We start from the raw sequence: 12,496 nt of genomic DNA on the forward strand, positions 1-12,496 counted from the left end.
AGTCTACCCGCGCTCTGCGGGGCGGGGTCCCGGACTGGGGAGGAATGCACGGATGCGCCTGGAATAATGCCGCGGTGACCTCCCCCACCGACGGCCTGCTCGATCCGCTGCACCCCCTCTCCGCCGGCCGCACGGCCGACTCGCTGCTCCTGCGCGCCTACCGCTCCGAGCGGGGCGAGAGGACGCCCGTCTGGTTCATGCGCCAGGCCGGCCGCAGCCTCCCGGAGTACCGGGCCCTGCGCACCGACACGAAGATGCTCGACGCCTGCCTCGACCCGGCGCTGGCGAGCGAGATCACCCTGCAGCCGGTGCGGCGCCACGGAGTGGACGCGGCCATCTTCTTCAGCGACATCGTGATCCCGCTGCGGCTCGCGGGCGTCGGCGTCGACATCGTCCCCGGGCGCGGTCCGGTGCTCGAGAAGCCGGTGCGCACGGCCGCCGACGTCGCCGAGCTCGCCTCGATCGACCCGTCCGTGCTCGACGAGACACTCGAGCCCATCCGCGAGGGCGTGCGCCGCACCGTCGCGGGCCTCGGCGACACCCCGCTCATCGGCTTCGCCGGCGCTCCCTTCACCCTGGCCGCCTACCTGGTGGAGGGCGGCCCGTCCAAGGACCACCTGCGCGCGCGGACGATGATGCACGCCGACCCCGCCGCCTGGGCCCAGCTGATGGAGTGGACCGCCGAGGTCACCGGCCGCTTCCTCCGCGCGCAGGTGCTCGCCGGGGCCAGCGCCGCGCAGCTCTTCGACTCCTGGGCCGGGGCGCTCTCGCTCTCGGACTACACGACCCACGTCGCTCCCGCCTCCGCGCGCGCCCTCGTCCACGTGCGCGACCTGGCGTTCGACCACGGGGAGACGCGCCGCAACGTCCCGATCGTGCACTTCGGCGTCGGCACCGGCGAGCTGCTCGGAGCGATGCACGGCATCGGCGCCGACGTGGTGGGCGTCGACTACCGGATCCCGCTCGACGAGGCCAACCACCGCCTCGGCGGCTTCGTGCCGGTGCAGGGCAACGTCGACCCGGCGCTGCTGACCGCGCCGTGGGAGGTCCTCGAGGCCCACGTCGACGACGTGCTCCGCCGGGGCCTGAGCGCCCCCGCGCACGTGCTCAACCTCGGCCACGGCGTACCGCCCGAGACCGACCCCGACGTGCTCACGCGCCTCGTCGCGTTCGTGCACGCCTGGCGGCCGTGAGCGAGGAGCGCCCCCGCGACGCGGCGTCGTACGACGTCGCCGTCGTCGGCGGCGGAGTGGCGGGGCTCGCCGCCGCCGCGGAGTGCCTGCGCATCGGCCTGCGCGTCGTGGTGCTCGAGGCGGGGGAGCGGGTCGGGGGCTCGGTCTCCCCGCTCGCGCTGGCCGGCGCTTTGCTCGACGCGGGCGCCGAGAGCTTCGCCACCCGGGGCGGCCACGTCGAGCGGGCGCTCGCCGCGCTGACCCTCGACGGCGTCCCGCTCGCCGAGTCGATCGTCGAGCCGCGGACGCACGGCTCGTGGCTGCACCTCTCGGGCGGCCGCTCCGTGCCGTCGCCCCGGGCCGGCATCCTCGGCATCCCCGGCACGCCGCTCGCCCCCGACGTCGTGCGGGCAATCGGCCGCCGCGGCGCCTGGCGCGCCTGGCTCGACACCCTGATGCCGGTGCTGCGCATCGGCCGCGCCCACTCCCTCGCCGAGCTGGTGCGCACCCGGATGGGCGAGCGCGTGCTCGAGGACCTGGTCGCGCCGGTCGTCTCCGGCGTCTACTCGAGCCGGCCGGACGACATCGACGTCGACCTCGCCGCACCCGGACTGAACGGCGCGCTCACCCGCGCGGGCTCCCTCGCCCGGGCAGTGGCCGCCCTCCGCGCGAACCTCCCGGCCGGAGTCGCGGTCCGCGGGCTCGAGGGCGGGATGCACCGCCTGGTCGCCGCGCTGGTCCAGCGGATCGACTACCTCTCCGGCGAGATCCGCACCGGCGCCTCCGTGCAGCGGCTCGAGGGCTCCGACGGGGACTTCGTCCTGACCCTCGCCGACGGCACTCTGAGCGCCCGAGCGGTGATCGTCTCGACGCCGGAGCGCGACGCCCGGGCGCTGCTGGCCGGCCTCGCCCCCGCCGTCGCGGAGCGCGCCGACGAGGCGCCCCACGACTCCGTCGAGCTGGTGACCCTCGTCCTCGACGACGCCCGCCTGGACGCAGCCCCCCGCGGCTCCGGTGTGCTCGTGGCGCCCACCGCCACCGACGTCACGGCCAAGGCGATCACGCACGCGACCGCGAAGTGGGACTGGCTGGCCGCCTCCCTCCCTCCCGGGCGCCACGTGCTGCGCCTCTCCTACGGGCGCCCGGGCGAGCGCCCGCCGCTCGAGGGGCGCACCGATGCCGAGGCGGCGGCGATCGCCCTGCTCGACGCCTCGACGCTGCTCGGACTCGCCCTCGATCCGGCGTCGCTCGTCGACTCCGCCCGGGTGCGCTGGGCCAACGTCCGGCCCGCCGCGGCGCTCGGCCGCCGCGCGCACCTGGAGGCGTTCCGCGAGGCGCTCCTCCCGATCGAGGGAGTCGCCGTGACCGGCACCTGGATCGCGGGCACGGGCCTCGCCTCGGTGCTCCCGCACGCCGCCGAGACGGCCGCCCTTATCCGGCGCCGACTGGTGCGTCAAGGAGTCGGGCTGCCGAGCGACGCCCACGACGCCGACGGCTACTCTTAGGCCCAGGCATCCGCGCGAGCGCGCGGCGTGCCCCGGCACGAGTGGTCACCGACCGCGTGGACGATCGCGAGAGCGACCCAGGACGAGGAGTAGGCGTGAAGGGCAAGATTCTTTTCGTGGCAGGAGCCGCAGCCGGGTACGTGCTGGGAGCACGCGCCGGCCGCAAGCGGTACGAGCAGATCGCCTCGGCGGCAGGCCGCTTCTGGCGGACCCAGCCGGTGCAGGACGTCGCGGGCGCCGTCGGCGGTGCCGCGAAGACCCAGCTGAGCAGCGTCTCGGACAAGGCGTACGAGGTCGTGCGCTCGGTGGTCGTCAAGGCCGTGTCCGGCGGCAGGAAGGCCCAGGGAGCGAGCGACGCGGAGGCGTCGGCCGCCGCCCGCAAGGCGGCCTCGAAGGTCGACGAGGCCGCGGCGTCGGCCGGCTCCGGCGGGTCGACGACGTCCACCTCCACCAGCAGGGCCTAGTGCTCATCCCTCCGGCCGTGCCAGGCGCGCGCCGGCCGGCACGTCCCACCCTCGAGGAGCTCCCGTGGTGAACGAACGCAATCCCAAGAACGCCCGATCACTGGGAGAGCTGGTCAGCGACCTGCCCGGCCTCGTGATCGAGCTCGTCAAGGCCGAGGTCGCCTCGCTGAAGAACGAGCTGGCGGGCAAGGCGAAGAGCGCGGGTCTGGCCGTCGGCCTGTTCGCGGTCGCGGCCTTCCTCCTCCTGACCGCGTGGGCGACGCTGGTCGCCTTCGCGATCATCGGCATCGCCTCCTGGCTGCCGGACTGGCTGTCGGCGCTGATCGTGACGGTCTTCTTCCTCCTGGTGGCCGTGATCCTCGCCCTCGTCGGCGTGCGCACCATCAAGAAGGCCGTGCCGCCGGTGCCGCAGGACTCGATCGACAGCATCAAGAAGGACGTCCAGGCGTTCAAGGGAGTGGGCAGCTATGACAACTGAGCGATCCGTCAGCAGCACCACGCCCCGCTTCGTCGACCCGGCGGAGCTGAAGCCCGGCCAGCTGAAGGCCGACATCGAGCGCGCTCGCTCCGAGCTCGCCGCGACCCTCGACGCCATCGAGTACAAGGTCAACGTGCCGCGCAAGGTGCGTACCGCCCAGCGGACGATCGAGCGCAAGCTCCAGGTCGTGCGCCGCCAGAACCCCTCCGCGCTGATCGCCGGAGCGGTCGGCGCCGCCGCCGCCGTGGGCCTCGTCGTCTGGGGCGTCGCGAAGCAGATCATCGAGGACTGAGCGCCGGAGGGCCGGGGGCGCTAGCGTCCCGGGCCCTCCGGCGCCAGAGCCCCCGCCGCTTTTGTGCATCGGCACGAGCGGAGGGATGATGGATCAATGACCGATCAGACCGCCGGCACGGCGGGTCCCGTTCAGTCCGCCCCCGACACGAGCGCCGCCGCTCCGGCGCCGCAGCCCCCCGCCGATCAGGATCACTCCGATCAGGCCCTGGGGTACACGCTCTGGGCGGTTCTCCGCAGGGATCCCGCACGTCCGTTCACCCTCTCCAGCGACGCCGTGGATCCCGCGGTGAAGCAGTACGAGCACCTCGTCGCCCAGCTCGAGGGCGAGGGCGTGACCGTCCGCGGCACCTACGACGTCTCGGCCTTGCGCGCCGACGCCGACATCATGCTGTGGCTCACGGGCCCGGCGCCCGAGGAGCTGCAGCGGGCCTACCGCGAGCTGCGGCGCACGGAGCTGCTGGTCGGCCTCCTGCCGACGTGGAACGCGATGGGCGTGCACCGCGACGCCGAGTTCAGCTCGAACCACCTCCCCGCCTACATGCGCGGGAAGGCGCCGGCCCGCTGGCTCACGGTCTACCCCTTCGTCCGCTCCTACGAGTGGTACATCCTCCCCGAGGAGGAGCGCCGCGCGATGCTCGCCCAGCACGGGCGCCAGGGCTCGCGGTTCCGCTCCGTCCTGACCAACACGGTCGCCTCGTTCTCGCTCGGCGACTACGAGTGGATCCTCGCCCTCGAGGACGAGGAGCTCGTCAACCTCGTCGACCTCATGCGCGACCTGCGCGCCACCGAGGCCCGCCGCCACGTGCGCGAGGAAGTCCCCTTCTACACAGGCCGGCGCATCGACGCCGACCAGATCGCCGAGGTGCTTCGATGAGCGACACGACCAGCGAGCCGATCCTCGTCCGCGGGGCCACCCCTGCGGCGGCGTCCGGCCCCGAGCACGTCGAGGTCCCCGTGGCCTACGACGCGATCCTCCTCGCCGGCTTCGGCGGGCCCGAGGGCCAGGACGACGTCATCCCGTTCCTCCGCAACGTCACCCGCGGCCGCGGCATCCCGGAGGAGCGCCTCGAGGAGGTCGCCCACCACTACCGCCACTTCGGCGGCGTCAGCCCGATCAACGCGCAGAACCGCGCGTTGAAGAAGGCGCTCGAGGCCGAGCTCGCGAACCGCGGCATCGACCTCCCCGTGCTCTGGGGCAACCGCAACTGGGCGCCCTACATGAGCGAGGCCGTCGCCGAGGCGAAGGAGCGCGGGTTCACCAACCTGCTCGCCATCGCCACCAGCGCGTACTCCTCCTTCTCGTCCTGCAGGCAGTACCGCGAGGACTACGCGGCGGCGCTCGACGCGACCGGCCTCGAGGGCGAGCTGCGGATCGACAAGGTGCGCCAGTTCTTCGACCACCCCGGCTTCGTGATGCCGTTCATCAAGGCCGTCCACGACGGGCTCGACGAGCTGCGCGAGCGGATGCCCGACCTCGATGTCACGTCCGAGGTGGAGGTGCTGTTCTCGACGCACTCGATCCCCATGGCCGACGCCGAGCGCAGCGGACCCCACGAGCGCCACGACGACGGCACCGTCGTCGACGTGCACGAGTTCGGACCGGGCGGCGCCTACGAGGCGCAGCACCTCGCCGTCGCCGAGGTCGTCATGGCCGCCGCCACGGACGAGGACGTGCCCTGGCAGCTGGTCTACCAGTCGCGCTCCGGCCCGCCCACCCAGCCCTGGCTCGAGCCGGACATCAACGACGCCATCGCGGAGCTGCCGGCCCGCGGCCGCCGCGCGCTGCTGATCGTCCCGCTCGGCTTCGTGTCCGACCACATGGAGGTCATGTGGGACCTCGACAACGAGGCCCTCGAGACCTCGGAGGAGCACGGACTCGTCGCGCTCCGCGTCGCGACCCCCGGCACGGACCCGGTCTACGTCTCCGGCCTGATCGACCTGGTCCTCGAGCGCGTCAACGGCGTGCCGACGGAGGACCGGCTCTCGATGACGGCGCTCGGCCCCTGGTACGACGTCTGCCGCCCCGGCTGCTGCGAGAACGTGCGAGCGGGGTTCAAGCCCGCCCTGGCGGGAGTCGCACCGTGATGAGGAGTCGTCTGTCGTGAGCATCAGAGTCGGCACCCGCGCGAGCGCGCTCGCGGTGGCGCAGACCCGGATGACGGCCGATCTGATGTCGGCCGCCGCGGGGGTCCCCGTGGAGCTGGTGCGCATCGAGTCGGACGGCGACCGCATGCGCGGCTCGCTCGCCTCCCTCGGCGGCACCGGCGTGTTCGTCAGCGCCCTGCGCGACGCGCTGCTCGCCGGGCGCTGCGATGCGATCGTGCACTCGCTGAAGGACCTGCCCACCGCTGCGGTGGAGGGCCTGCTGCTCGGAGCGGTCCCCGAGCGGGAGGACCCGCGCGACGCGCTCTGCGCCCGCGACGGGCTCACCCTGGCGACCCTGCCGGTCGGAGCCCGCGTGGGCACGGGCTCGCCCCGTCGGCGCGCGGCGCTGCTGGCCGCCCGTCCGGACCTCGAGATCGTGGACATCCGCGGCAACATCGACACCCGGCTCCGGAGGGTGCTGCCCGGCAGCGACTCGCCGCTGGACGCGATCGTGCTCGCCCTGTCCGGCCTGCGCCGCCTCGGCCGGGTCGACGCGATCACCGAGGTGCTCGGCTTCGACGTCTCCCCGCACGCCCCCGGTCAGGGAGCGCTGGCCATCGAGGTGCGCGACGAGGAGCCGTCGGAGGAGTTGCGTGCCGCTCTCGCGGCGGTCGAGCACGTGCCGACCCGCGCGGCGATCACGGCCGAGCGGTCGCTCCTCGCCTCCCTCGAGGCCGGGTGCGCCGCTCCGATCGGAGCCTCCGCGGTCGTCGAGGAGGACCGCGTGGTCCTGCACGGCGTGGTCTTCGCCGTCGACGGCACGGCGTCCCTCGCACGGGAGGTCGCGGAGCCGGTCGGTAACGGTTCGGTCGGCGGTGGTCGACACCGGGCGGATCCGCAGTATGGTGGTCGCGAACTGCCCGTCGTCGAAGCCGCGTTCCGTTGCGGCTCTCTGCTCGCTGACGCGCTTCTCGGTGCGGGTGCCGCCGAACTCGCACCCCTGGGAGCCCCTTCGTGATCGTCCCCGCCGCCTACTCCCAGTGGGAGAAGCCGTTGCAGGGGTGGCGCATCCTCGTCCCCCGCGGAGGCCCGTGGGGGGACGGTGTCGCCGCCGCTCTCCGTGCCAAGGGAGCCTCGCCCGTCGTCGCTCCGATGATCAACTTCGCGCCGACCGACGACTTCCCGGCGCTCGAGCAGGCCCTCGCCGACCTCGAGGCCGGCGCCTTCGACTGGATGACCGTCACGAGCGCCACCACGGTCGATGTCCTCTCCCTCCTGCGCACCACCGTGCCCGCCAGCACCAAGGTGGCGGCGGTCGGCGAGACCACGGCGGCCGCGCTCGTCGCCGCCGGCTACTCCGTGGACCTCGTCCCCTCCGAGGACAACTCCGCCCGCGGCCTCCTGGCCGAGTGGGAGGAGGCGACCGGCGGTCGGCACCCCTTGCGCGTGCTGACGCTGCGGTCCGAGATCGCCAAGCCGCTGCTCACCGAGGGCCTCACCCGCATCGGGCACGACGTGCGCTCCGTGGTCGCCTACCGTACGGTCGGCGTCCCGGTGGAGGAGCGCGTCGTGGCGGATGTCGCCGGCGGAGCCGTGCACGCGATCCTCGTCACCTCGGGCAGCGTGGCGGAGCAGGTCCAGAAGCAGCTCGGCCCGGTGCCCGAGTCGATCCTCGTCGCCGCGATCGGCCCGCAGACCGCGAAGGACGCCCGCGCCTTCGGCCTGCGCGTCGACGTCGTCGCCGACGAGCGCTCGGCCTCCTCCCTCATCGACGCGGTCGCCGCCGTCGCCACGGAGCGCGCTCCCCGCTGAGCCGCCTCCCCGGCGCGACGTCGGCCGGGAGGGGCGGGCCTCGCCCCGCAGGCCAGGGATCCGCCTCTCGGCTGATGTCGTGCGTCCGGAGCACCTCCACGGGGTGAGGCGTCCGCGCTCCCGGGAGGTGCTCGGCGGGGCGGGATTACGCTGGAGGACATGACTGCCATCCGCCCGCGCCGCCTCCGCACGACCCCCGCACTCCGCCGTCTCGTCCAGGAGACGCGCATCCACCCGGCGCAGCTGATCCTGCCCCTCTTCGTGGCCGAGGGGACCACCGAGGCCCGGCCGATCGGGTCGATGCCGGGGGTGATGCACCACTCGCTGGACAGCGTCCGCGGAGCGGTGACGGAGGCGGCCGAGGCGGGGATCGGCGGCGTGATGCTGTTCGGCGTGCCCACCACGCGCGACGCGGTCGGCTCCGGTGCGACCGACCCCGACGGCGTGCTCAACGCCGCGACGCGGGTCGTCGTGGAGGAGGTCGGCGACGCGCTGGTCGTGCAGAGCGACCTGTGCCTGGACGAGTTCACCGACCACGGCCACTGCGGCGTGCTCGACGACCGCGGGCGCGTCGACAACGACGCCACGCTCCTCCGCTACGAGGAGATGGCGCTCGCCCAGGCCGAGGCCGGCTCCCACCTGCTCGGGCTCTCGGGGATGATGGACGGCCAGGTCGGAGCGATCCGCGCCGCTCTCGACGGCGCCGGGCACCTGGACACCGCGATCCTCGCGTACTCGGCGAAGTACGCCTCCAGCTTCTACGGTCCGTTCCGCGAGGCCGTGCAGTCCACGCTCGAGGGCGATCGCCGCACCTACCAGCAGGACCCGGCGAACCGCCGCGAGGGCCTGCGCGAGGCGACCCTCGACCTCGCCGAGGGTGCCGACGTGGTGATGGTGAAGCCCGCCATGAGCTATCTCGACGTGCTCTCGGACGTCGCATCCGTCTCGGACGTGCCGGTCTGGGCGTACCAGGTGTCGGGGGAGTACGCGATGATCGAGGCCGCCGCCGCGAACGGCTGGATCTCGCGCGAGCCGGCGATCCTGGAGTCGGTCACGGGGATCCTCCGCGCGGGGGCCGACGCGGTTCTCACGTACTGGGCCGTCGAGATCGCTCGCGACCTGCTGAAGTAGCCGCTCCTCCTCCCGGGAGCGAGCCTCGGCATCTCGTCCGAAAGCGCCTCTCCGGCGCGAGGGCGCCGGGCGGCGCGCGTACCCTGGAGGGGTGACCACCTCGGCGAACGACACCCTGTACGAGCGTGCCCGGCACGCGATCCCCGGAGGCGTCAACTCGCCCGTCAGAGCGTTCCGCTCGGTTGGCGGGACCCCGCGCTTCATGGTCTCGGCCGCCGGCCCGTACATCACGGACGCGGACGGGCACGAGTACGTCGACCTCGTCTGCTCCTGGGGCCCCGCGGTCCTCGGGCACGCGCACCCCGAGGTCGTCGCGGCGGTGCAGGAGGCGGCCGCCCGCGGTCTCTCGTTCGGCGCGTCCACTCCCGCCGAGACCGACCTCGCCGAGCTGGTCGAGGCGCGGATCACGGCCGGGGGAGTCTCGCCGATCGAGAAGCTCCGCCTGGTCTCCACCGGCACCGAGGCGACGATGACGGCGATCCGCCTCGCCCGCGGCGTCACCGGCCGCGACCTGCTGATCAAGTTCTCCGGCCACTACCACGGCCACTCCGACGGACTGCTCGCCGATGCCGGCTCCGGTCTCGCGACCCTCTCGCTGCCCGCCTCCGCCGGCGTCACGGCCGCGACCGCGGCCCAGACGATCGTGCTGCCGTACAACGACCTCGAGGCGGTGCGCGCGGTCCTGGCCGAGCGCGGCGCCGACATCGCGGCGGTCATCACCGAGGCCGCGGCCGCCAACATGGGCGTCGTCGCTCCGGACCCGGGCTTCAACGCGGCCCTCGCCGACCTCGTGCACGCGAACGGCTCGCTGCTGATCATGGACGAGGTGCTCACCGGCTTCCGCGTGAGCGCCGGCGGCTGGTGGGGGCTCGAGAACCGCGGCGCCGAGGCTCCGTACCGGGCCGACCTCTACACCTTCGGCAAGGTCATCGGCGGAGGGATGCCGGTCGCGGCTCTCGGCGGCCGTGCGGACGTCATGGATCACCTGGCGCCGCTCGGGCCGGTGTACCAGGCGGGCACCCTCTCCGGGAACCCGGTCGCGGTGGCCGCGGGCATCCGGACGCTGCAGCTGGCCGACGACGCGGTCTACGCCTCGCTGGACGCCACGGCGCTGACGCTCCAGCGCGAGGTGTCGGCGGCGCTGACGGCCGAGGGCGTCGCGCACACGGTGCAGACGGCCGGGAGCCTCTTCAGCTTCATGTTCACGGACCTGGGCCGGCCGGTGCGCGACTACGCCGAGGTCCAGGCGCAGGAGTCGTTCCGCTACCCGGCGTTCTTCCACGCGATGCTCGACGCGGGCGTCTCGCTGCCGCCGTCGGTGTACGAGGCCTGGTTCGTCTCGGCCGCGCACGACGACGCGGCGATCGGGCGCATCGTGGACGCGCTGCCGGCGGCGGCGAAGGCCGCAGCGGCCGCTCGGGCGTAGGCTCCCGGGCCACCCGCGGATCAGGCGGGGGGCCCGCCGCACCGGATCTCCGGGCGGCGGACGTCCCGCGCGCCCGGCCGCCGGCGTGCGGCGACCGGGCAGGGGCCCTCAGCCCCGGCGCGAGACCGACTTCGGCAGCACGAACACCAGCGCGAAAGCGGCGACCGCCATCAGGGTGCTCAGGAGCATCGCGGGAGCCGCGGCGTCGAGGAAGCCAGAGGCGACCGTGTCCGGACCCGTGATGACGAGGCTCCCGAACAGCACGCTGCCGATGACCGCGATGCCCACGGCCGAGCCGATGCGCTGGATCGCCGAGATCACGCCGCTCGCCGCGCCCGCGTCCTGCGGGTCGACGGTCGAGACGATGAACTGCACGTTCGGGGCGATGAAGAAGCCGTTGCCGAGGCCCGCGATCAGCAGCGGCGGCAGGAGCTGCCAGTTGCTGATCGAGTCCGGGGTCGCGGTCAGCAGCACCAGCCAGACCCAGCCGAGCCCGACGGCGAGCAGTCCGCTGCCCATCACCAGGACGTTGCGCCCCAGGCGCGCCGTCATCCGGTTGCTCTGCGAGGAGCTGATGATGCTGCCGATCGCGAAGGGGATCGACACCAGGCCCGACTCGAGCGCGGTGTGGCCGAGGCCCGACTGCCAGAGCAGCGAGATGGTGAAGAAGATGCTCGTGAAGGCCGCGAAGTAGACCAGCGCGAGGATCACGCCTCCGGTGAAGGCCGGGTGGCGGAACAGCGTCGGCGGCACCAGGGGAGCGCGTCCGCGGCGGACGTGGAGGACCTCCCAGGCGCCGAACGCGGCGAGGAGCAGGACTCCGCCGGCGATCGAGAGGAAGGTCCACAGCGGCCAGCCCTCGTCCTCGCCCTGGATGAGCGGGACGAGCAGGGCGACCAGGCCGCCGGAGACGAGGACGAGGCCGAGCCAGTCGACGCCTCCGCTCGGGGCGCGGTCGCCGGCCTCGAGGTCGCGGCGCGCGGGGAGGAGGACCGCGGCGGCGATCAGGGTCGCGACGCCGATGGGCAGGTTCACCCAGAAGACCAGGCGCCAGCCGTTCTCGTCGCCGAAGGCCTGGATGATCAGGCCGCCGATGATCGGGCCGAGCGCCGACGAGACGCCGAGGACCGCGCCCATCACCGCGAAGGCCTTGCCGCGCGAGGGACCGCGGAAGAGGAGCTGGATGTAGGCGTTGACCGCCGGGACGAAGACGCCGCCCGCCAGGCCCTGCACGATGCGGGCGACGACGAGCTGGGTGTCGTCCGCGGCCAGTCCGCACGCGAAGCTGGCGACGGTGAAGAGGGCGATGCCGCTGACGAAGACCCACTTGTGCCCGAAGCGGTCGCCGAGGCGGCCGGCAGGGATCAGGGCGAGGCCGAACGCGAGGGCGTAGCCGGAGATGATCCAGGAGAGCGTCGACTCGGAGGCGTCGAGCGTGGTGCGGATGGTGGGAAGCGCCACGTTCACGATGGTCGTGTCGAGCAGGGCGATGAACATGCCCGCGAGCAGGACGATCAGCGAGCGCCAGGCGCGCTTGTCGGGGGCGGGAGGGGCGCCGGTCGATCGGGCGGTCGACGTCTCGGTCATCGCAGGAGTGCCTTTCGAGCAGGGAGGGAGGGGTGGTCCGTCAGACCTGTTCGAGGGACGCGACCGGATGTGAATGCTCGCAGGAGAAACCGGGTTTCCGCACGCCGGGATCTGTGGGGGCCTTCAGACGGAGGGCATGCCGCAGGCTCGCCTCGCGGGGCGTCAGCGGATGCGCGACTCCGCTAGCCGGGCGCAGTCGATGCAGAGCTCGGCCGTGGGCCGGGCGGCGAGGCGGGCGGCTCCGATCGGGCGGCCGCACGAGGCGCAGTCCCCGTAGCCGCCGGTGCCGAGGCGGGTGCGAGCGGCGTCGAGCTCGCGCGCCGTGCGGGCGAGAGCGTCGCGGACTCCGGCCATCCGCGACCACTCGGCCGAGAGCGGCGTGCCCTCCGGGTCGTGCTCGTCATCGGCGGTGCCGTCGGCACGGTCGCGCAGGAGCTCGGCCAGCGAGGCCTCGAGCCGGGCCGCCTCGTCGCGCGTCTCGGCCTGCCGCTCGGCCAGCAGCGCGTCGAGGAGGCGCGCCTCGTCCGGATCCATCGGCATCC

General features: G+C 73.7%; 13 protein-coding genes. 11 read left to right on the forward strand and 2 right to left on the reverse strand.

The features are described 5' to 3' along the window. Nucleotides 1–44 precede the first annotated feature (44 nt). The 11 genes from hemE to hemL all read left to right on the forward strand — a co-directional run bounded on the left by hemE (nt 45) and on the right by hemL (nt 10,367). Nucleotides 45–1,193 (forward strand): uroporphyrinogen decarboxylase, encoded by a 1,149-nt coding sequence (gene hemE / locus C5C44_RS05640; RefSeq protein ID WP_104255341.1) that lies wholly within the window; start codon nt 45–47, stop codon nt 1,191–1,193. Beyond that, nucleotides 1,190–2,677, forward strand: a complete 1,488-nt coding sequence (locus C5C44_RS05645) for an NAD(P)/FAD-dependent oxidoreductase (protein WP_258063611.1) — start codon at nt 1,190–1,192, stop codon at nt 2,675–2,677. Before hemE ends, C5C44_RS05645 begins: the two co-directional genes overlap by 4 nt. Before the next feature lie 95 nt (nt 2,678–2,772). Continuing rightward, a complete protein-coding gene (locus tag C5C44_RS05650; RefSeq protein ID WP_146076613.1) occupies nt 2,773–3,141 on the forward strand; it encodes a hypothetical protein in 369 nt (122 codons plus the stop codon). A gap of 67 nt (nt 3,142–3,208) precedes the next feature. After that, on the forward strand, nt 3,209–3,619 hold the full coding sequence (locus C5C44_RS05655) for a phage holin family protein (RefSeq protein WP_258063431.1): 411 nt from the start codon (nt 3,209–3,211) through the stop codon (nt 3,617–3,619). Beyond that, nucleotides 3,609–3,911, forward strand: coding sequence for a DUF3618 domain-containing protein (locus C5C44_RS05660; RefSeq protein ID WP_104222879.1), 303 nt, complete (start codon nt 3,609–3,611; stop codon nt 3,909–3,911). Before C5C44_RS05655 ends, C5C44_RS05660 begins: the two co-directional genes overlap by 11 nt. 96 nt (nt 3,912–4,007) lie before the next feature. After that, a complete protein-coding gene (gene hemQ / locus C5C44_RS05665) occupies nt 4,008–4,787 on the forward strand; it encodes a hydrogen peroxide-dependent heme synthase (RefSeq protein ID WP_104233087.1) in 780 nt (259 codons plus the stop codon). Further along, nucleotides 4,784–5,998: a ferrochelatase gene (locus tag C5C44_RS05670; RefSeq protein WP_104335490.1), complete on the forward strand. Its 1,215-nt coding sequence runs from the start codon at nt 4,784–4,786 to the stop codon at nt 5,996–5,998. The genes hemQ and C5C44_RS05670 overlap by 4 nt, the downstream gene beginning before the upstream one ends. Before the next feature lie 16 nt (nt 5,999–6,014). Beyond that, nucleotides 6,015–7,016, forward strand: coding sequence for a hydroxymethylbilane synthase (gene hemC / locus C5C44_RS05675; RefSeq protein ID WP_104317689.1), 1,002 nt, complete (start codon nt 6,015–6,017; stop codon nt 7,014–7,016). Beyond that, nucleotides 7,016–7,810 carry a uroporphyrinogen-III synthase gene (locus C5C44_RS05680; RefSeq protein ID WP_104222950.1) on the forward strand — a complete coding sequence of 265 codons (795 nt, stop codon included), beginning with the start codon at nt 7,016–7,018 and terminating at the stop codon, nt 7,808–7,810. The genes hemC and C5C44_RS05680 overlap by 1 nt, the downstream gene beginning before the upstream one ends. A gap of 159 nt (nt 7,811–7,969) precedes the next feature. Continuing rightward, nucleotides 7,970–8,941, forward strand: coding sequence for a porphobilinogen synthase (gene hemB, locus C5C44_RS05685; RefSeq protein ID WP_104226145.1), 972 nt, complete (start codon nt 7,970–7,972; stop codon nt 8,939–8,941). Between the two features lie 91 nt (nt 8,942–9,032). Next, nucleotides 9,033–10,367 (forward strand): glutamate-1-semialdehyde 2,1-aminomutase, encoded by a 1,335-nt coding sequence (gene hemL / locus C5C44_RS05690; RefSeq protein WP_104226146.1) that lies wholly within the window; start codon nt 9,033–9,035, stop codon nt 10,365–10,367. A 108-nt stretch (nt 10,368–10,475) separates the two neighbouring features. Here the strand turns inward: hemL and C5C44_RS05695 are convergent, their stop codons facing one another. Further along, nucleotides 10,476–11,954: an MFS transporter gene (locus C5C44_RS05695; protein ID WP_104335491.1), complete on the reverse strand. Its 1,479-nt coding sequence runs from the start codon at nt 11,952–11,954 to the stop codon at nt 10,476–10,478. A gap of 162 nt (nt 11,955–12,116) precedes the next feature. Continuing rightward, nucleotides 12,117–12,494 carry a TraR/DksA family transcriptional regulator gene (locus C5C44_RS05700; RefSeq protein WP_258059381.1) on the reverse strand — a complete coding sequence of 126 codons (378 nt, stop codon included), beginning with the start codon at nt 12,492–12,494 and terminating at the stop codon, nt 12,117–12,119. Between the last annotated feature and the right edge of the window lie 2 nt (nt 12,495–12,496).

Origin of the sequence: Rathayibacter sp. AY1F6 (genome assembly GCF_002932035.1) — a bacterium.
Classification (GTDB): domain Bacteria; phylum Actinomycetota; class Actinomycetes; order Actinomycetales; family Microbacteriaceae; genus Rathayibacter.